The following is a 20048-nucleotide window of genomic DNA, read 5'->3' on the forward strand; positions in this document are numbered from 1 at the left end:
AAAGATGAGCTTAAAAAGGGAGCTTAAAAAAAAGCTGCTTAGCGGTTTAACATGAGTGTTCTAGGGCTTTACAGAGTTGTAAAGAGAGTGAATGAGGTTTGAGTTTGACTTTTAAAAAAGTCAATATACAGCAAAGAATTTTGAATTATTTTACAAAATCTGATCACTCTAACATAGAAGAAAAAAAAAATTATTTTTAGACTAAAATGTTTTGAGTGATCTGATAAGATTTTGTTTAATTGATAAGCTTGCTTAGAATTTAATATTTTATAATTTGTTACATTCTAATCCTTTCAACTAAAGTTGATGTAATAGAAGTATAAGAGCGTATCGCTTGATTGTTGGCATTCCTGTTTGTTGCATCTTCAAATTCGATGAGTCTTCTACAAAAGATTTGTGCCGATACAGTATTTAGGTTTTTAGGATTTGACGGTATTAAATTATCAAAAACGTAATATCCATTAAATATACCCACATTTGAATCCCAACCAGCGTATGTTCCGGAAATCATTGATGTTGTACCAGTTATGTTAACATTGTCAATTAAAACTAATTCACTTATATATCCTGGACCCCAAGCTGAGGAATTAAGTAATGCATTAGAAAATTTTATAACAATTTGAAATTTGTTAGTGGTTGGAGGAAGAGTGCCTCCACCGCCAACGGCATCACCTGCTCCTGCAATCATTGTCAATTTTGCTAATATACTATTGGATAGAGTACCAACAGGGAATGAACCCAATAAAGTGTCTTTAACCGAATTAGTACTGATGTATGGAGGCGGCGTGTCCAAAATCATTTGGGCACCATTTAATAAAATTTTAGTATAGCTTCCATCATCTTCTGTGAGCATATATCTTGCACCATTTCTAGTTGTCCAAAGTTTTCCAGAACTGTCACGTTCTATTGCTCCGTTTTGAGCTACAGTACTTAATACACCATTTGGAAGAATAAGAGCAGGTTTAGCAGATGTACCAGTAGACAAGGTTAGCTTGTCATAAAGAGAAACGCCATTTGCATCAATTGATAATGCATCATTTGGTACACCTTCTACACCAATTTGAAGTTTTTTTCCTGTATAAGCACGCATATAAAATCTAATGCTATCTGAAGTAAAATATCCTGAATTTCCAAATATTAATGAAGATTTGAATGTCCAGTCTCCAAGAATTGTTTGACTTTTTGTTTTTAACCATTCCCACCAATTAAAAAGTTTTGAACGGCTTACTGCTTTTTTGTCCTCTGAAATAGATGAGGTTATTTGCGTTTCTGCATCTGTAGCTAGAGAGGCTGTAAGTTTAGTGTTTTCTAAAGTTTTTCCCATTTCGGCAGTTAGAGCTTCAGTAGTTCCTCCCGTTGTGAGATCATTTACTAAAGAAACTTGTGAAGTACTAACATTCTCAATCATATCCTTTAATACTTTTCCTTGTCTGGCATCTAAGGCTTTTCCTTCAGTTGTGCAATCAAGTGCATTGTAGTTTTCGGTTTGGAGATTAACAGACTTAACAGATCCATCAGCCATTAAAAATTGCTCATTTGTACCTCCTGTTTTAACAAAGGATTTTGCAGTAACTACTCCATCCTTATCTACTTTTGTAACGGTATTGTTACTCGAATCAATAGCCTTTAAAAAATCTCCAGTTGCGCTGTTTTGATTATATAAATTCAAAGCAGTCGCGCTTCCGTCAATAGCAATAATTCTTGCTATTTCTTTCTTGTTATTAAAACCAGCTACATATAATGCTAGACCATCATTTGTACTACTAAAATTGGTAGCAGCAGTCCCCGATAAGCTAACTGTAGCATTTAAGGAGGGATTGCCATTGGTATTCGAAAAAACTTTTTCTCCTTTAATCGTCTGGTTACCTGTTAATTTAACATTGTTAGTGTCTGTTTGCAATGTACTTGCATCAATAAACTCTAATTCACCATTTAGATTTGTTTTTAAAATTTTGTTTGGCTGATTTGTTTCTAAGTCCGCCACTCTGATTCTGTTGTGATTTGTACTCATTTTTAATTAATTTTTTACGGGTTTAAATAATTTACAGGCTTTTAATTAGGCTTATAGGGGATTACCGTAATTCATTCAGATAAATGTGGTACTTACAAACAGTTGTTAATTTTGGATGATTGCAAGTAATCTGAATGTTTAAAAATTGTGTTAGTGGCGTCACAATAGTTTTTATTTTACAGAGCTGTAAAATAAAGAAGTAAGGTTTGTATTGGCTCAGATATAGACAATAGTAGAGTAGGGAAACTTATGGTTTTAAGTTTCCAGAGTTTTTAAAATGTAATTTTTTGGAGTTTTAAGAGATTTGGTTTTCTCTTTTGATCTTAAAACAACTCAAGGATTTGTGGTCTTTGAGTTGTTTTTTTTTGTAAATCTATTTTAGGACAAGACAGGGATCTAAAAATTAGGAATTGGTAATAATTCGTCTGTGAGGAAATAATTCATTTGTTCATTAGTTAGATTACAAATTTGTCTGCATGTTTCAATGTCATTTGGAGCTGGTTGATTTGGGAAGAAATATTCTGTATCGTATGTACTTGCAAAATTAAACTCAATTTCAGTTAAATTGCCTTCTTCATTGTATGAAGCACTGAAGACTTGAAAATCTTTGTCAAGAATTGTACCATGTTCTAAATTTGGAACACAATAGTTATTGTAAATATCTTCACTGTAAAAATATTTAACTGAATCTTTATGTAAAGGTTGGTTGTTAATGATATCAATTTGATTGTACGCTATTACTCTTCCTCTACTATCTCTTATCAGAGTATTTTTTAATTCTAGGTTTCCATCTTCAATATAATCTTCATTTTCGATAGTATAATTGACTGAATTTTGTCTGGTTCTAATTCTAAAAACATTTGCGTTAGGATATTCTTTAGACAAATTTTCTAAAACATTACTTTCATTGTTATCTTTGTAATAAGTTATATGAAAATTTCCACTAGCATATTTGTTTTCAATTTTTTTTACTACATTATTATCTTGAAATTCTTTTTTATAGCCCTCCATTTTTAGGGCTTGAATTTCTGTAATAGATTCGTTTAAAAAATTTTTATATGTTACTATCATAATTATTTTGTTTTTATTGTTAAATCTGGTTGTAGTCTTCTAGCTGTTTCATTAACATCAAATAAATTAAAATCGGTGGAGTTTGGTGTGTTAGGTTTATTTTTCATACTTTTAATATCATCAGCTAATGTATAAAATATTTTAATTTCCTTATTATTTACAACTTTTGTTTCATATCTTAAAAGTGCGTAAGCTTTAATTTGATTATTATTATCATTAGCTTTATAAATTGCTGTTTCAATTTTTTTAAAGCTCTTGAAGCCAAACTGCTTAATAATTATAGCTCTGTTTTTTTCAATTAGCTCAATATTTTGTTCAGTTAAATTCCGTATATGTTTTCTTCTAATATATCCAGAAATATCCATGTCAGGAGGATTTAATTTATACAAAGCAGAACCAGAAATTTGATATTCATCTAAATAATTTAGAAGTTTTATATTTCCACCATAATCATATTTACTCAATATACTTAAAAATTCGGTTTTAAAATCAATAAAGTGTTTTGCGTCATCTACTAAACTAAAACAAAATGGTACTTTTTCTCTTTCTGTAAGGAATGTTTTGTAAAACCTCATTTGTTCAATAACTTCAGCTTTAGTTTTTTGTTTAATAGTTCTAAAACTTTTAAGGATAAAATGTTCGGTTACATCATTTGTGTTTTTAAAACGAATATCTGTTAATTCATCTATTTCTAAAGATTTACCAATATCAATCATTTCTTGTAACTCAGCTTCAGTATGCAAATACACATCTCCTCCTGTTACTCTTTTCCAAAGGGTATTGGGCACAACTTCTATGTACTTGTATAATGAGAATCTCGGTAATTTGCCAAAAACAGTATTTTCGTTCAAAGGTGCATCTTCTAATATAGTAACGGTCGAACGATAAAGTTTATTTTGCTCAAGTAATAACGTATTTTTTAATTTTCTATAAAGAACTATTGCAATTAGGTCAATAGGTAATGAGTTTAACCTTCCTAATAATAAAATTCTAGTAGAAACTTCATCAATTATTTCTGGAGATGCGTTAGAGCCTAACTGTTGTAATTTTGATTTTAAATTAACAATTGTTTCGGAATCATTTGCACCTTCACCAGCAATTTTGAGTAATTTAGCAGCTTCTCTTTTTGCAATTAAAGATGCGATTCCAGTACCAACATTAGTAGTGAGACATGCCAATTGGAAAACTGCAATAAAAGTTTTCATTCCTTGGCAGAAAGAATCATTTTCACTGCACTCCACAAAGTTGGCAAAAAAGCCTAGAACCCCAGCTGTAAATTCAACTCCTCCAACAACAATCTTTAAACCTTCTAATGATTTTAATGCGACTTCACCTGCTTTTAATCCAGATGCTCCCCACTTGAGATGCTTTAGTTTTGCTAAATTTCCAATACCTGTAAAAGTTGTAGCTACATCAACAACATATCCTAAAATAGATTCAGCATCACTACTGTCTCCATCTTTGTCAATAAATGACAAAACGAAAAGAGGAATGAAAGCATTTATATTTTGACCATTAATTAAAATGTTTTGTCCATTAACAGTGGATAAGGCAGTCCTAGTTTCAATATCTGTGTTTAATAAAGTAACTGGTTGAAAAAGATCATAAACTCCATATTGTACTTCATTTTGTTCAACTAGAGTAAAGTTTTCGTCGCTCCTTGATGATATTACGGGCAAAGATTGATAAGCAGTTATTTTATCACCACTTAGACTAAAATTAAAATTATCAAAGTATATGCCTATAATTTTTGATGATTGATATGGCATCAAAATTGGAGAAGCATCTGGTCTTGAAATTTTATATTCTTTTATTTCTTTTGATGAATTAGTCCAATAAACAGGATCATAAGCAACATAATGAGTATAATTAAATAAAGAATGAGTGGTGCTGTCAGATGAAAAACTTGCAATTGAATTAGAACTTCTAAAGTCAATTGTTGAGTTTTTTAATTTGCCATAGTCATCATAAGGATTATATTTACTAAACTGCCACAACATATAAAGTGCCATAACAAATTGCCCTTTCGTTGTTGTAGGTTGGTATTGAGTGCCTAATACCCAGTTTGATAAACCTATTAAACCTTGCTTCATATTAGTACTTGTACTCATACTATTATAAAGAATCTCATAGAATGTTGCTTTTTTATCTGTTCCAGTTTCGTATAGGTATAGAAAGAAGCTTAAAAATTGATCTATTTCATTAATATTAGATAAGTTAAAAGAATATACTAAATTTATAACAAGCTCTTCTTCTTTTATTCTTTCAAAATTATTATTTAACTTATTTTTTATTAAATAATATAATATTTTCCATTTCTCATTAACTGGTAATCCAGATAGTGATTGAGAACTAAGTCCCATTGCTAACCAGTAAAGTTTTTCTGTTCCTGAGGATTCTAATATTTTTAATTGATTTGAGTACGCAACTTTGTAATAATCGGTTATGTTTTGATAGAACTCCGCAAGAGTTTCCAAACTAGGATTTATAAGAATTTCATCAGATAGCCATTCCGTAATTTGATTGTTTGTATAAGAAATTAGATCTTCATTTTGAGCAAATAATGGGAAAATTTCGCGCTCAATTTTGTTAATCATTATAGCAATTTTAGTAATTAAAAATGCTGCAGAATCTTTTTCCTTAGTTTCGTTAAAAGTATTAGCTATAGAAATTCTTTTATTATAGAATTGTTGAGAAGTAATGGTTACATTATCACTGTTTATAACAGCGGGTTCTTGATTAACAGGAATAATAATATTTTGATTACTGTCTACAACAGGGATATTTTTTTTATAACCAATACTAAACTTCTCTTGTTTATAGAAATAATTATATGGTGATTTAATATGCAAACGAAATACTTCAATTTGATCTCCATCCTTAGCAAAAATTAAGTCAGAATCTTTTAAAACATATTCATTTAATTTTTTAAGAGTTATAATATTTGCTATATACTTTAAAAATTCGCTTTGTAAGTAATAACCTGCTGAAATTGGTTTATCATAACCATCTAAATCTTGGAGGTTAAAATTCTCTTTATTAACATGTTTGTAGATTCTGTCTGAATTTCCAATTGCAAATTGATCGGCAAAACCTTGCAAATCGATTTTTAAAGAACCAGAAATAAAAGAGGATTTTCGAACTACTTTTCCTGTTTTTAATATTACGGCATTTTCCATTTTTATTCCGTTTCTAAGTTTATATTTAAATCTAATTCTAACTTTGTTAAAATTGTATCAGGCATATACTCACTATACCCTTTACTAAAATGATATCTCCTATCAAGCGAATACACAAAAACAGGATTCTCTAGTTCTTCTATCAATTCATTGTTGCCTTCCGTATTTTCAATCACAATAGCAACCCTATATTTTTGATACTTAATGTTTTCAAGAGAAACCAATTCACTTCGATCTTCAAAAAGATCAATCAAAAACAATCGAGGATTTTTCATGTCACTAGAAATCAAATCTTTTATAGTTTCATTTTCAGTTTTGGTTAATCCTAGGATAATTTTGTTGGGTATAGAGCCATCTAGCGTTTTTAGTTTTAGTCCTGTAACGGTTTGTGTACTGTCTGTGAACAGTTTTAAATTGTAGTAATAAGGATCAGGCAACTGGTACGTTTTATTTTTAGTTACTGTACCACTGGCAGAAGCTGTGGTTTTAGTATCAGGTGAAGTGCTTCCAGTTGCAGAAACAGCATTGTTCATAACATCAATTGCTTCTGTTATGTAAGTAATGCGGGCAACAGTTGGTGTTTCTTCAATTCCAGTTTCAATAACATCGTTTACAGCAAGCGTTTGAACAATCGAAATACCCTGCTGTTTTTTATCATAAAACTCATTAATTAGATTTAGTTTTTCAGAAGTCATTCTAGAATAACTTTCATCACTGCCTAATTTTAGTAAAGGCTGTGCTTTAATTAAATTAAAGACATCATCAAAAAAGTTTGCAACACCATTTGCGACTATAGGATTTCCGTTTTCGTCTTCTTCCTCACGAATTTTATATGTATTTATTTTTCCCTGATAAATCAAAAGACTTAATGCAACAATGTTTTCGCCTGCAACAGCTGGAGTAGTTAATTGCACTGTAGAAGTTAGCTCACTGTAATTTCCTTCTTCATCAGGAGCTAATCGTAAACCATCTGCATTAATAAAATTGTCTTTTTGTGCATTGGCAACTTTGGCAAGTTGTCCGTAAAAAGCAGTGTTGTTATTGTTGTCTGTTGGAAATTGCAGATACAGGTTATTTGTCGTAATCGTGTTTGCCTGTTGTTGTGTATTAATTAAAACTGGCCATCCAGAATTTCCATACGTTAGAGCAGTCATAGGAACTTCATTGGTTGCTGTATCTTTCAACAATCCTGTTTTTACATTTTCAGGACCTTCACCAATTTTATAGTTTCCGTAAAAATCATAACTGCGAGTACGATCACTTTGAATATAAACGTACCAATTGTTTTTCGTCCAAAACTTATTAAGCAAATCAGTGAAAATAGCTGTTCCTTTTTTCTCGGTTTGAACTCCAGAAGCAGTTGCTGTAACAACTCCATTTTCAACATGCGATCCATAAAAAGCTGCAATATCAATAAATTGAGTGCTTTGCTCGCGCTGTAATTTCTTAATGAAATCTGTTGAACCATTTACCGTAATTTCTGCAAAAGGTTTGCGGGCATATTCTAAATTGAAAGCAAACTCAGTATTGTCAAAATCATGTTTGTAATCGCCGTAATTTAGAACAACATCAATTCCGCATTCGCCTTGTGCAAAGTTTCCTAATGATTTTCCAATATCGATTAATGGTAATTCGAAATCGTCTTTTTCATCAAAAGTATCGCCGGCCGCGACAAATTTGGATTCTTTAAAGAAGAAGTCAGAAAGAGGGATTAATAAAGTTCCATCAGTATCGTCATCATCTTTTTCTTTTTCATAGCCAATAAATTTAGCTGTGAAAGGAGGAACAGGAATAGGTGTGGTTGTATTATTCTCTATTTTCACACGTCCTTCATGAAAAGCATTAAAATCGATGTTTATTTTGTCGATGAAATCTGAATACGATCCTTCATTCTTAATAACCAAAGGATCTGCATCATTAGTAAAAAAATCACTTTTCTGTAAACCTCTGTAAACAAAATATTTGATATTCAACCCAGGAAACGGCTGTTTGTAAGGACGAAGAATAAGATTCACTTTATCGGGATTGCCGGTTTGAGGCTGGACCAAAACAACTCCTTTGCAAATCGAAAAGGCTTTTTTGGGCGCGTCTAAAGTAAATCTAGAAGTCAGGTTGAAAACAGTTTCAGATTGAGGTCCAAAGCCCTGACCTGACAACTGCGCGGGAAAACCTCCCGACTCTATAAAAAAATGGGATTTTGCGGACATATTTTAAGTATTATTTGTTCGTTGGTATAATTATGTTTAACACATAGAAACATAGATGCAGAGTGATCTAAAAAGGCGTTTCACTTGTTTTCAAGCAATCATTAGCTATGTGGAAGAAATATATTTCTCTTTGGTATTCTTTAATTTATTCTAGAGGAACTATGTTTCTATGTGTTAAAAAAATAAGTTATTTCTAATGCGGAATTAGTAATGGAATCTTTTATCTAAACCATTCAGGTTTATAGATTTTGTAGATGAATCTTCCAATAAAGAAGAGGAGAATAAGAAGCAGTAATCTCCCTAACCAGATTTGTACTTTTTGCCAAAAAGTGAGATAGTTGATAAACTTGGTAACAGTGATCGTTTTTTCTTGGACATCTTTAACCTGTTTCGATTTCCAATGCGCGTAGAGTTCCTGTTCTTTTAGGTTGCAGTCTACTTGAAGTTTATTGTTATCAAGTCGAACCTTTGGGCTTTTTAATGTACGCCCTGGTTCGGCCTGAATAACATTTTTAAGAATTACTTTTCCGTTAAGGCATTCTAATAATGCATTATAAGAACTGCTGTCTTCTGCAATTTTAAAAACAGTATCGTGTAAAGTTTCGGTAATGGTAATGGTCTGGGTTTTGTTTTCATTTTGCACCGGTTTAGGACTTCGGCATGAAATCATGATCAGGATAATGAAAAGAGAAAAAACAAGACGTTTTAGTTTTTTAGTCATAATTAAATTGGGTTTGTAAGTTTTGTTTTTAGAGTCGTAAAAAGCCTTTAACACTCTTGATATCGCGTTTTCTTCTAGCTACCTTATAGCCTTCGCGTCCGCCAGAATCATTGGTGTTTCCTTCGATAGTGTAAATTGTATTTCCGGCAATCTTCTCGACAAATCCGGCGTGACCAGTACCGTTATTAAAATCCATAATAAAAACATCTCCAGGCTGAGGTGTTTTTTTTACCAAAAGCGGTCTAGAATTGTATTGATCTAAAACACCTCCCGTTTTCTTTAAAGGATTTTTTTCGTTAATCTGAAGAGAAGCTTTCTGTGCGCACCAATAGATAAAAGCCATGCACCAGGCATATCCTTTACCAAGTCCGACGCTTCTTAGATAGATCTCAACTTCGGGTCCTGCATTACTGTTTCGTGGCATTTCTTCGACACCAATCTGTGCCGTAGCGATTTCGATCGTTTTTTGAGCTAGTGTCATGAGCTTTTTCCGTTTAATTGTTTAAATTTTTGTAGTTCGTCAACCAGTTGCTGGTTGATCAGCATGAGTTCTTTGTGCTGTATTTCCATTTTTTTGATCGTTTCTGTGGCGGCGGTAAGCCTAGCGGTGATATCGTCTAGAAGATCACGGTAATATTTTACGGCACTTACGGCGTTGTCGAGTTCGGCTGCGCGATCTTCTGCGAGTGATTTTCGCATAGAGAAAAACCAAGTAATAAAAGCGGCAAAGAATGCGGTTAGAGTGGGGTATAAAAACTGTTCCATTGAATGTGTTTAAAGTTGAATGTTGGGTTTAAAAATGATTTGTTCAAAAAACAACTTTGCGTTGTTTAGAGAGGAAGCTTAACTGGAAATTTTTCTAGTTTTTGAGCGCGGTTGTTTCCTTTTGAGATTGCAAAGATTGGGTGAAAAAAGCCCTAAAAAAAATGATTGCAAGGTCTGCGAACATTTGTATTCTAGGGCTTTACAGAGTTGTAAGGAAAGCGAACAGAAGTCGTTTTAGATGAAGTAAATGCTTCATCTTTGCATCACAATAAGGATGCTTTTGAAGATAAATAAAGAATGATTTTTTTCTTTAATATGAATTAAGAAGACCTTTCCTGATTGCTCATAAGTTCTTCAATTTTTTTTAGTTCAGAAGTAATAGGTGTACAGAGAATTTCATACAAAGTAGTTCTAGAAATCGGATAAACCGGATAGACGTATTTGCGCCACACTACAGTAGTTGGAATATCTTCCGTTTTGTGTTTTTGATACAGTTCTTTAATGAGTTTGTAACGCATTAATTTATTTTTTTGAATTCCGAGACTTCTGTTTGAGGATATAGGCATGAGAGATAATATTTTGAATGATAGAAAAAAGAAAATTTTAAGAAGAACGAAGTTTGAAAAAGAGTTAATAGTTTGAATTATAAAGACATCATATTTAAGACAGCCAAACCATTTGATCATATTCAATAAATGGTTTTTACTTCCCGATGCCATTTTTATATTGAACCTCGTTCTGAGGTTGTATTTGTTAAAGATTTATTTAACAATTTAGGTCAGCAAACCCCGCATGACAATCCTGTTTCCAAAACCTTTTTAGGTTTGGATTCCAATAGAAAGAATGAGTTTTGGCTGTTTATTATAAGGGCAGAAATCGCCCGTTTATCGGTTCCTGGTTCTCTTCAGAAAGAAGAAGAAACAGGAACCATTTTATTTACCTGCTTTTTTCGGCTGCAAGTTTAGAGGTCGTTTTAGCCTTTGTAAGTGGCTGTTGTGTGTTTTTTGAATCTTGGATTTTTGATCACAATACTTTCGTACTGATTAAAAGCCAGACGTTCTTTTTTGGATAAGTCATTACTGCAATTCCAGTTTCCGAGTCCGTCTTTAAAAATCGTATGTTCGTTTGCTTTGTAGCTTTCATGATCTGTAATTGGCTTTATTTTTACGCTCATTTAGGTATTGTTTAAAAGTTGTTTTTAATTTGAAATAAAACCATTCTCTAAATAAAAGGATCGGCTTTAAATTGGTTAGAATTAACAGAATCGTTAATAACAGTGATAAATAAATGTCGTGATTAAGCTGCATTGTTTTGTTCGTTTTGTTGGTTAAAGAAATCAAAAGCATAGCCTTGTAAAAAATCTACAGAAGACATCGATAGCGGAATATTGGTTCTTACACCATTTTCGTCAATTCGGCAAGCTTCAATAAACCAGCTTGAACGTACAGGTTTAAAAGCCGAAGCAATAATCTCTACACCATCTGTAAACTCTTCATTATTAAATTCTTTTGTCAGTTTTTGAAGTTCCAAAACTCTAGAACCTTTTAGATTTCCTTTGGCATCTTTTTTTAATAAATTGAAAACAATTTTGACTAACGAAGCAGTTTCTTTACTAGTAGAAAGAGACGAAATATAATTCTGCACTTTTTCGATTCCAATAGTTACTGTATCATCCCAACCTTCGTTAATGCGGTATCCAATCGTAATTTCTTCTTTGTCATTAGAAAAAGTGTGTGACATCTGTTTTTCTTTAAATCCGTAAACTTGATTTTTTAAGTCCAGAATAGTTTCAAACAGTCTAAAAGTTTCCGTTTTTGCATTTTGCATCATTTCAGAAGTTTGCTGTAATCTAGAAAGTGCTTTTGGAATCGTTTCTGCTACTAGTTTTTTATAAGCATCTCTTTCTTCATTCTTCTTGTTTTCAACTCGTTGAAGCGCTTCTTTTAATTGTTGGGCAGAAAATTGAGTTAAGTCCATAACAGGTTTAAAATTGTTTGCAGTTGTAGTGTTCATAATAATGGGCTTTTAGTAAATTAATATTTCTTCTTTAAATGGATCTGCATAATAAGGTTTGAAATTATGGTGCAAAGCAAGTTTCGAAACCTCTTTTATTTTACTTTCAATATTTGGCGTAACAGGACGGGGAGACGCTGTTTCATCATCCAGAATATGCATCCATTGAAAACGTTCCTGATTAATGCAGATTCTTTCTCCAGCTGTAAAAGTTTTGTTTCTTTCTGTGCAATATTGAAGTGCCAGATACAATAATGCGATACGTTCTTCGATTTGTGTTTTATTCATAATTTTTCTTCTAATTGATTTTTTAATTTTTTAATGTCAGATTCGATTAAACTTCTTTCGGGACTATTTGGATTTTCAATCAGCCAATTTTCCAGTTCCCGAATTTTTTCTTTGATTTGATTTGTTCCCATTTCAATTTGGATTAAGATTTAATGATATTTTCTTGTTTTCAGATTATTTATAAAAGAACTATTTTTAGATTCGTAGTATTTTCCATTCTTTTTGTATTTTAGGGTAGTATTTTTCTTTTTGCGAATTTTTATTATTTATTATTTGTAAATCAGTTATTTGTGTGTAATTTAAAATTGCTTCATTTTTTTGTTGCTTAATATTTTCTGGCTTAACCTATTGTTTTTCAATTTTATTTTTCTTTACTTTGCAAATATAATGTAAAATAATACATTAAAACAAATTTTTAACGTAAAATAATACATCTTTTTATGGGGTCAACGGAAAGAGTGCGGGAATATCTTGATTATAAAGGGATTACTAAGTATAAGTTTTGTAATGATTTAGGATTTTCTAATAAGTTTTTAGATAATAGTAGTAATATGGGAACCGATAAGGCGTGTAAAATATTACACTATTATCCAGACCTCAATTCAGAGTGGCTATTAACAGGAAACGGGCCTATGATTAAAGAAGAAAATACTAGCGTTGTAGTTATGAATAGTGATAGAAAAACAGTTGATACGCTTCATGCAAATCAAGAGATACCGTTGTATGATTTGGAGGCCGTTGCAGGTTTAAGAGAACTCTTTAGCAGCGGTGAACCGCAAAGAATTTTGGATACAATAAAAATTCCAAATCTTCCAAAATGTGATGGAGCAATTTCTGTAACAGGAGACAGCATGTATCCTTTATTGAAATCAGGAGATATTATATTGTATAAGGAAACAGAATTTGAAAATATCTTTTTTGGCGAAATGTACCTTTTAAGTGTAAAACTAAATGATTGGGAAGAATACATTACCGTAAAATATGTTCAAAAGTCTGAACAAGGGCAGGAGTATGTAAAATTGGTAAGTCAGAATTCACATCATCAGCCAAAAGACATTCATATTTCAAAAATATCTGCTTTGGCATTAATAAAAGCAAGCATACGTATTAATACGATGATGTAAATTGCAAGTAAAAGTTTTCAAACCGTTTTAAGAGATTATCAAATAAAATAAGACTTTAGTCAAAACTTAAAAGTTTGGCTAAAGCCTTTATGTTTTTTTAAAATCTGTTTGCTTAATCAGATAGAAAATTTCAAATCATATCGCTCCTCATAAAACGTTTTTCCCCATTCCTGAACTTGTTCCGATTTTGTGAGCTCGAATCCCATCATTTTATACATTTGAAGCGCTTTGTCTTGCATGTTTGTGGTAAGCAGAAAAACATTTTTAAATTTCTTTTCTTTACAAAAATCTACAGCATCAGTCAATAATCTTTTGCCAATTCCGAGACCTCTAAAAGCAGGATCTAGAAGAAACCATCTCAATTGCGCTTCTTCGTTGGATTGATGTACGATTGCAACACAACCTACAATTTTGTTGTTGTATTCGGCCATCCAAATTCGGTCATTTTCTGGGGAATATTTTTCTAAGAAATCGTAAAAAGTCTTGATGACATACTTTTCAAAATCGGTCGAAAAATTGTATTCTTTGCAATAAATCGTGCCGTGTAAATGAATAATATAGCCAACATCTCCAGGCGTAATTTCATGACGATACGTAATAGCTTCTCGAGCTATTTTATTTTCTGTCAGCAGGTTTCTAACCGTTTTCATTGCATCAACCAAAATTTCTTTTTGCGAAGAATTCAGATTCTCAATTTTACCTTCAATCTTGTTTTCAGATTTAGTATTTAAAACACTTAATAATTCATTGCCAGAATCGGTCAGTTTAATGTTTAAAGCGCGTTTGTCTTCTTCTGAAGCGATTTTCACAATTAAATTTTCCTTTAAAAAACGTTTTAAAATTCGGCTTAAATATCCTTTATCCAGATTTAAAATTTCAGTGATTTTTTGAGCTGTTATAGTTTTGCTTTCGCTGATTTCATAAAGGATTCGTATTTCAGTCAAAGAATATTCGCTGTCTAAATAATGCTGACTTAAAATATCTAAATGCGCAGTATAAAATCTATTGAAACTTCTAATTTTTGAAGTCGTACTAGTCATGATTTGATATTGTATTGTTGAGGTACAAATATATAAAATTAGTTGCTTTTGTCAACTATTTTTGGATTTGTTTTTTTATGAGTTCGCCAATTTTTTAGAAGCTATTTTTGAAAAAGCATGCAAGAATATTATAAAAAAAAACTCCAAAATCTGACTTTTGGAGTTTTTAGTGCGGATCAAATAATTATGAAAGCCTAGTAATACTCTAGCATTTTTCTCATATCAATTCACAATTATTTTTTTATAAGAAACTTTATTATTTTCAAAGTTTAATTTGAGTATATATAAACCTTTTGTAAAATGACGAACATCAATTTTAATGTCATCAGGATTTACGACTTTGTTTTTGAGTATTACTTTTTGACCATTTAAATTGTACATTTCGAGAGTATCTATTTTTTCTTCATTATTGAGTTTTATGGTTAAAAAGTCAGCTACAGGATTAGGATAAATAATTATATTTTTCTGATTAGAGAAATCACCAACATTTAAAGATGAAGTTTTATATTGATAAGTGTCTGAGTAAATTTTAGTGCCATATTGATTTGCTACTATTCTATAATAATAAGTTTGGTTTGGAAGTGGATTATTAATAGAAGAGGTCACTATAGTTGTTCCGTTTCCATAAATAAAGGATGGATTTGTAGCAATTGAATTACCAAAACTATCCGTAAGACCATATTCAAATTGTATATTTGTTAAATAATATCCGTTGCTATTTACCAACCCCTTTAAAACTATCGATTCATTTTTGTTCTCTATTTTTCCAGATGCCATTATAACTTTACCAGATATGTTAAATACAGCCTCATTACTATAAATAGTATTGCCATTATAATTGCCTTTTAGTCTAAAATAATAGAACGAATTTGGATCTAAATTTGAGATTTGTGCAGTTACAGTTTCTGTACTATTGGCTGTAATTTTAGATAAACTTAGAGGTACGTTTTTTTCATAATTCAATGTTCCATATTCAAGAACAAGATCGGTAATATCGTAAGTATTGGCAGTAATATAACTGGTAAAAGTAACTGTGTTCTCTTGTATATAAGGACCATACAAAAAGAATGTATATTCAGGTTTTGTTGTAAAAGACACGGTATTTCCGTAAATAACTTCTCCTTGATGTTTGGCTTTTATTCTGTAAAAATAGGCTGTATTGGGTTTTAAATCAGTTAGGTTGCCCGTAATGCTTTCTGTTGATTCTTTATGGACTAATGATGGATTGGCGCTAATTGTTTTATCTAAAACATTATTTTGTAGTCCATATTGAAATTCTATAGAACTTATATCGTTATAATTTGAAGTAATTTCTGCAGTAAGTTGAGCTGAATTTGTTGTGCAGTTAGGATATAAATCTGTAATAGTGTAATTAGGCAAAGTAGTAAAACTTAAAATTTTACTAGTGTAAGTTTTTGAGTTGTAGTCTGCTAATATTCTAAAATAATATGTTGTATTAGGAGCAAAATTTGTTATATCTGCGAATACATTTAACGACTCATTTGCATCTACTTTTTCTGGTATTGCATTCATTATTTTGTAAGAGGAATAATCAGCATTATAGTATTCAAAACGGATATTGGAAATTTCCCCTTTATTTGATGTAACATTTCCATTTAAAGTAACAATTGAATTTTTTACAACAGGAGTTAATGTCTCTAAAGAAACATCATCATATTCTACATCACTTCTGTAAAGTCTTCCATTTTCACCACTCCTAAAAATTTTATCTGATGCAATTTCTATTGATCTGATTCCGAATTGGGTAGTTAATAGTTCCCAGCTTTCCCCTCCATTAACGGTTTTATATATTTTTCCGTAATCCTCTGCCACATAACCTACGTTTTTTGAGTAAAATTTAATGATGGTGTAATATGCAAAAGGAAGAGTTAGTTTTTTCCATGTTTTTCCACCATCATTCGTCTTATATAATAATCCTTGGTCACCTGTAAAGTAGCCATTGTCTGCATCAACAAAGTCAAAATCTACAATATCATCTTCTACTTCTATACTTTGCTTCCATGTATTTCCTCCATCTGTTGTCTTGTACATAAATCCAGTAGAATAACCTATCCTGTTTCCGTACCCGATCTGACTATTAACAAACTGAATTTTACCATATTCGTTATTAGAAACCTGACTCCATGTAATTCCGCCATCAATGGTTTTTAATGCTATTTTTCTATTAAAGCCTCCAGAAATGAAACCTGTATTTTCATCTGTAAAAAAAACAGAACTCAATCCTTCGTCTACAGAAATGCTTAGTTTATTCCAAGTAAGTCCACCATCAATAGTTTTGTAAACGTCTCCGGAAATGCTGGTTGTTCCTCCTCCGATAGAATACCCTACATTTTTGTTAACAAAGTAAAAACCACTGCAATATTCATAATGTTTTACACTTCCAACTTGTGACCAAGAATTTCCGTTATCGACTGTCTTATAAAAAATCTGACCTGTTTCAAAGTATCCAGTTCCATCATTAAACATTTGAATTTTTTTGATAAGGTTATAAGTGAAAGAATTTTCTTTCCAGGTTTTGCCGCCATCTACCGTTTTGATTATTCTACCTCTGGCACCAGTTGCATAACCGATATCGCTATTTTCAAAGTAAATTCCATACATCGAGGTATTGTAAATGTATCCTTTCTGAAAAAATATCTGACTCCATGTAATTCCACCATTTTCTGTTCTAAATGTTGCACCACTATCTCCTGTTACAAAGCCTATATTTTCATTTAAAAAATAGAAATCATAAATGGCCTGACTAATTCCTGTAATTTCAATCCATGTTTCTCCTCCATCAGTTGTTTTAAACACTTTGCTATGTTGCTGTGATGAAAAACCAACTTTTTCGTTGATAAAATAAACGGTGAAAAAATCTGAGGGAAAAACATTTGTACTTTGGGTAACATACCAGTTTTGTCCGCCATCAATGGTTTTTAACATTCTTCCGTTTTTACATGCAGCATGTCCGATTAATTCAGAATTAAAAAAAGTTTTATTCACATCCGCATTAGGAATGCTTAAGCTCGTCCAAGTAATTCCACCATCAGTAGATTTAACAATACTATTAGAACTTGATAGTATGATGGTAGTGTTATTAATTACATTAACGGTATTGAAAGAAACATTGAAACCCGTTGAAATTTTTGTCCATGAATTTCCTGAGTCTGCTGTTTTTAAGACATATCCAAGGTCACCAACAATAAATCCAAGATTATTAAAAAAGTTTATATCATTGCTTGAGGCGGTAAGTGTAAGCTTTTTTTTCCAAGAATTACCTGCATCCTCGGTTTGTAGTAATTCGTCAGATGTAAGTATGTAGCCGACGGTTGAGGATACAAATTTTACTTTTTTTCCTGTGTTGACAGTTGGCTTAGGATTTAATAATTCCCAATTTGTTTGGGATAAAATTGTATTCGCAGAAAGGAAAAGACATAAAATCAGGAGTAGTTTTTTAATCATAGTTCGGATTTATTTTTGCTGATCGAAAATAAAAAATGTCAGACTAATTTAGAAAAAATTAGATGCTTTTTACATGAGGTGTTAAAATAGTTGTGAACATAAAAATTTTATTCTCTTCATTCATTTTTTTGAAAAGAATTTTCAATAGAATAAAACTCATTTTAAGGCATTCCTATTAATTATTTGTTAAGCACTTTTTCGCTCCAATTCTGCTTTTTATAAGAGAAAGACTGTTTATCTCAGACAAAGTTTCTGAGTTTTTGCTCCAAATGCTGTAAAGCTTTATTTCGTGGCTAATTTTCGACTTCAAATGTTAATAATATGTTTCGTTTTATAGGGGGTTTATTAATGTAAACGTAACCTAATCAACCTACCCCTAGGTTTAATTTTGGAGACATATAAGAAGAACCCAATACTTTGTATATGCCAATTTTTAAACAGCAGGATCATTATCAAAACAAAATCAGAAAAAGTGTTTTGGCTCACGCTTTTCATTTGATTAATCATAAAATAATGAATCATGTATAAGAAGTTTACAGATGAAGAACTTGTCGAATTATTAAAATCGGGCAAGGATAAAGCTTTTGATGAACTTTATTTTAGATATCGAGATCTGTTAGTTCGATTCGTATATCTCCGAATGAAATCGATTGCCATTTCAGAAGAAATTGTGCAGGAAGTTTTTACCACTATTTGGGAAAGACGCAAAACAATTGTGATCCAGAAAAGTTTTGCGGCATACATCTACACTTCGGTTCGTTATATGACTTTAGATTACATCAAATCGCACGAAGTTACCGACCAATACATTCAGGAAGTTTTAGATAAAAATACCGTTTCGCAAACCAGTTATAATGCGATCGAGGATTCTATTTATTATGACGAGTTGAAAAAAGCGGTTGATGAAGCGGCATCATTACTTCCTAAAAAATCAAAAGAGGTTTTCATTCTTAGCCGCGTAAAACATTACACCAATAAAGAAATCGCCGAAGAATTAAACGTCTCAATCGAAACCGTAAAATACCATATTACATATTCGCTGAAGTTCATGCGAACTTATTTGGGCGAATTCAATTAAAAGTGAACTTCAGATTAAGAACTCAGCTTTTTTCTTAACAGAAGCGTAACCTTTTGCGCCTACCTAAAATTACAATTCCCAAGACATACTATTAAAGACATAAAGAAATTATAATGCCTGAAAATTCAAATAACGAAATCAAAAATTTTTTAGAAGGAAAGTATTCTCCGAAAGGACAAGAAATGTGGAATAAATGGTACGATCGTACAGATGATTTTTTTGATAATATGGAAATGGTTCAATCAGACCGTTCCAAACTTAAAAAGGAATTAAGACAAATAAAGAATGCTCATAAAGTTATTGCCCTTCCATACAAAAACTGGGCTATTGCGGCTTCATTGGTTTTGTTAATCGGATTATCGGTGTTTTTTTATCAAACATCAAATGCAGTCGAAAGCAAACAATTTGCAGTAAAACTAGGAGAGCATGCTAAAATAGAATTAAGTGATGGAACACAAATCTGGTTAAATGCAGGAAGTGTACTTAAATATCCAAAAGAATTTAAAGGAGATACTAGAGAAGTGTACTTAAGCGGCGAAGCTTTCTTTGATGTAGCCAAAGACAAAAAGCATCCTTTTATTATTCATACCAATAAAATGGATACCAAAGTTCTCGGAACCAGTTTTAATGTTCAAGCGTATCCAGATCAAACGACACAAGAAGTTTCGGTTGCAACAGGGAGAGTAAACGTGAAATCGACTGTTACAGAAGAAAATGTGTACGTAACTCCAGGACAGAAAGTGATTTTTAAATCGCAAAACAACAAGCTTCAAGCTTTTAAAGATGTTCCAGTAAATACTATTTCGCTGTGGCGAAAAAATATTATGGTTTTTGAAGAAACACCTCTTTCTGAAGTTGTAGCCACAATCAATCGTAATTACAATGTTGCGATTGAAGTCAAAAACAAGAATTTAAACGATTTAAAGATTAGTGCCTATTTTAAAGAACTGCCTGCCGATCAGGTAATTGGATTGGTGTGCAATATCATCAATGCTCAATACAAAATGGACTCAGGGGTTTACAAAATCGAGTAATTCTTTAAACAATAAAAATAAAACTACGTAGCAAACTAATAAACAAAACAAT

Annotated in this window: 18 protein-coding genes; 4 read left to right on the top strand and 14 right to left on the bottom strand. The window is 31.6% G+C overall.

The genetic code is table 11. The features are described 5' to 3' along the window. Window positions 1-277 precede the first annotated feature (277 nt). From NCC77_RS08020 to NCC77_RS08055, 8 genes are all read right to left on the bottom strand, one after another. Complete coding sequence (locus NCC77_RS08020; protein ID WP_250835112.1) at window positions 278-2011, bottom strand: hypothetical protein; 1734 nt, start codon at window positions 2009-2011, stop codon at window positions 278-280. A 396-nt stretch (window positions 2012-2407) separates the two neighbouring features. Then, window positions 2408-3082 carry a hypothetical protein gene (locus NCC77_RS08025; RefSeq protein WP_250835113.1) on the bottom strand — a complete coding sequence of 225 codons (675 nt, stop codon included), beginning with the start codon at window positions 3080-3082 and terminating at the stop codon, window positions 2408-2410. 2 nt (window positions 3083-3084) lie between these two features. Then, window positions 3085-6261 (bottom strand): hypothetical protein, encoded by a 3177-nt coding sequence (locus NCC77_RS08030; protein WP_250835114.1) that lies wholly within the window; start codon window positions 6259-6261, stop codon window positions 3085-3087. Window positions 6262-6263: 2 nt separating this feature from the next. Then, on the bottom strand, window positions 6264-8468 hold the full coding sequence (locus NCC77_RS08035; protein ID WP_250835115.1) for a hypothetical protein: 2205 nt from the start codon (window positions 8466-8468) through the stop codon (window positions 6264-6266). 220 nt (window positions 8469-8688) lie between these two features. Then, the gene (locus NCC77_RS08040) at window positions 8689-9189 is read right to left on the bottom strand and encodes a hypothetical protein (RefSeq protein WP_250835116.1); all 501 of its coding nucleotides are present in this window, start codon (window positions 9187-9189) and stop codon (window positions 8689-8691) included. A gap of 28 nt (window positions 9190-9217) precedes the next feature. Beyond that, window positions 9218-9670: a CHAP domain-containing protein gene (locus NCC77_RS08045; protein ID WP_250835117.1), complete on the bottom strand. Its 453-nt coding sequence runs from the start codon at window positions 9668-9670 to the stop codon at window positions 9218-9220. Next, a complete protein-coding gene (locus NCC77_RS08050) occupies window positions 9667-9954 on the bottom strand; it encodes a methyl-accepting chemotaxis protein (RefSeq protein ID WP_095931269.1) in 288 nt (95 codons plus the stop codon). Before NCC77_RS08050 ends, NCC77_RS08045 begins: the two co-directional genes overlap by 4 nt. Window positions 9955-10274: 320 nt before the next feature. Further along, window positions 10275-10520 (bottom strand): hypothetical protein, encoded by a 246-nt coding sequence (locus tag NCC77_RS08055; RefSeq protein WP_057119678.1) that lies wholly within the window; start codon window positions 10518-10520, stop codon window positions 10275-10277. 129 nt (window positions 10521-10649) lie between these two features. Here NCC77_RS08055 and NCC77_RS08060 point away from each other — a divergent pair, with 129 nt between their 5' ends. Then, a complete protein-coding gene (locus NCC77_RS08060; protein ID WP_250835118.1) occupies window positions 10650-10919 on the top strand; it encodes a hypothetical protein in 270 nt (89 codons plus the stop codon). An 8-nt stretch (window positions 10920-10927) separates the two neighbouring features. Here the strand turns inward: NCC77_RS08060 and NCC77_RS08065 are convergent, their stop codons facing one another. The 4 genes from NCC77_RS08065 to NCC77_RS22960 form a co-directional block, all read right to left on the bottom strand. Then, on the bottom strand, window positions 10928-11128 hold the full coding sequence (locus NCC77_RS08065; RefSeq protein WP_250835119.1) for a hypothetical protein: 201 nt from the start codon (window positions 11126-11128) through the stop codon (window positions 10928-10930). A 122-nt stretch (window positions 11129-11250) separates the two neighbouring features. Beyond that, on the bottom strand, window positions 11251-11967 hold the full coding sequence (locus NCC77_RS08070; RefSeq protein ID WP_250835120.1) for a DUF3164 family protein: 717 nt from the start codon (window positions 11965-11967) through the stop codon (window positions 11251-11253). 12 nt (window positions 11968-11979) lie between these two features. Further along, on the bottom strand, window positions 11980-12255 hold the full coding sequence (locus NCC77_RS08075) for a hypothetical protein (RefSeq protein ID WP_250835121.1): 276 nt from the start codon (window positions 12253-12255) through the stop codon (window positions 11980-11982). Beyond that, window positions 12252-12386 (bottom strand): hypothetical protein, encoded by a 135-nt coding sequence (locus NCC77_RS22960; protein ID WP_256385529.1) that lies wholly within the window; start codon window positions 12384-12386, stop codon window positions 12252-12254. The genes NCC77_RS08075 and NCC77_RS22960 overlap by 4 nt, the downstream gene beginning before the upstream one ends. 309 nt (window positions 12387-12695) lie before the next feature. On the opposite strand from NCC77_RS22960, the gene NCC77_RS08080 reads away from it, so the two are divergent. Then, a complete protein-coding gene (locus NCC77_RS08080) occupies window positions 12696-13379 on the top strand; it encodes a S24 family peptidase (protein ID WP_250835122.1) in 684 nt (227 codons plus the stop codon). A 116-nt stretch (window positions 13380-13495) separates the two neighbouring features. Here the strand turns inward: NCC77_RS08080 and NCC77_RS08085 are convergent, their stop codons facing one another. Together NCC77_RS08085 and NCC77_RS08090 are read right to left on the bottom strand one after the other, a co-directional pair. Further along, complete coding sequence (locus tag NCC77_RS08085) at window positions 13496-14419, bottom strand: bifunctional helix-turn-helix transcriptional regulator/GNAT family N-acetyltransferase (protein ID WP_250835123.1); 924 nt, start codon at window positions 14417-14419, stop codon at window positions 13496-13498. Between the two features lie 222 nt (window positions 14420-14641). Continuing rightward, window positions 14642-17884: a YCF48-related protein gene (locus tag NCC77_RS08090; protein WP_250835124.1), complete on the bottom strand. Its 3243-nt coding sequence runs from the start codon at window positions 17882-17884 to the stop codon at window positions 14642-14644. A gap of 520 nt (window positions 17885-18404) precedes the next feature. On the opposite strand from NCC77_RS08090, the gene NCC77_RS08095 reads away from it, so the two are divergent. Further along, the gene (locus NCC77_RS08095; RefSeq protein ID WP_095931264.1) at window positions 18405-18962 is read left to right on the top strand and encodes an RNA polymerase sigma-70 factor; all 558 of its coding nucleotides are present in this window, start codon (window positions 18405-18407) and stop codon (window positions 18960-18962) included. Window positions 18963-19075: 113 nt separating this feature from the next. After that, entirely contained in the window at window positions 19076-19996 is a 921-nt protein-coding gene (locus NCC77_RS08100; protein ID WP_250835125.1) for a FecR family protein, read from the top strand. The last annotated feature ends 52 nt before the right edge of the window (window positions 19997-20048 follow it).

This window comes from Flavobacterium tyrosinilyticum (assembly GCF_023656565.1).
GTDB lineage: Bacteria > Bacteroidota > Bacteroidia > Flavobacteriales > Flavobacteriaceae > Flavobacterium > Flavobacterium tyrosinilyticum.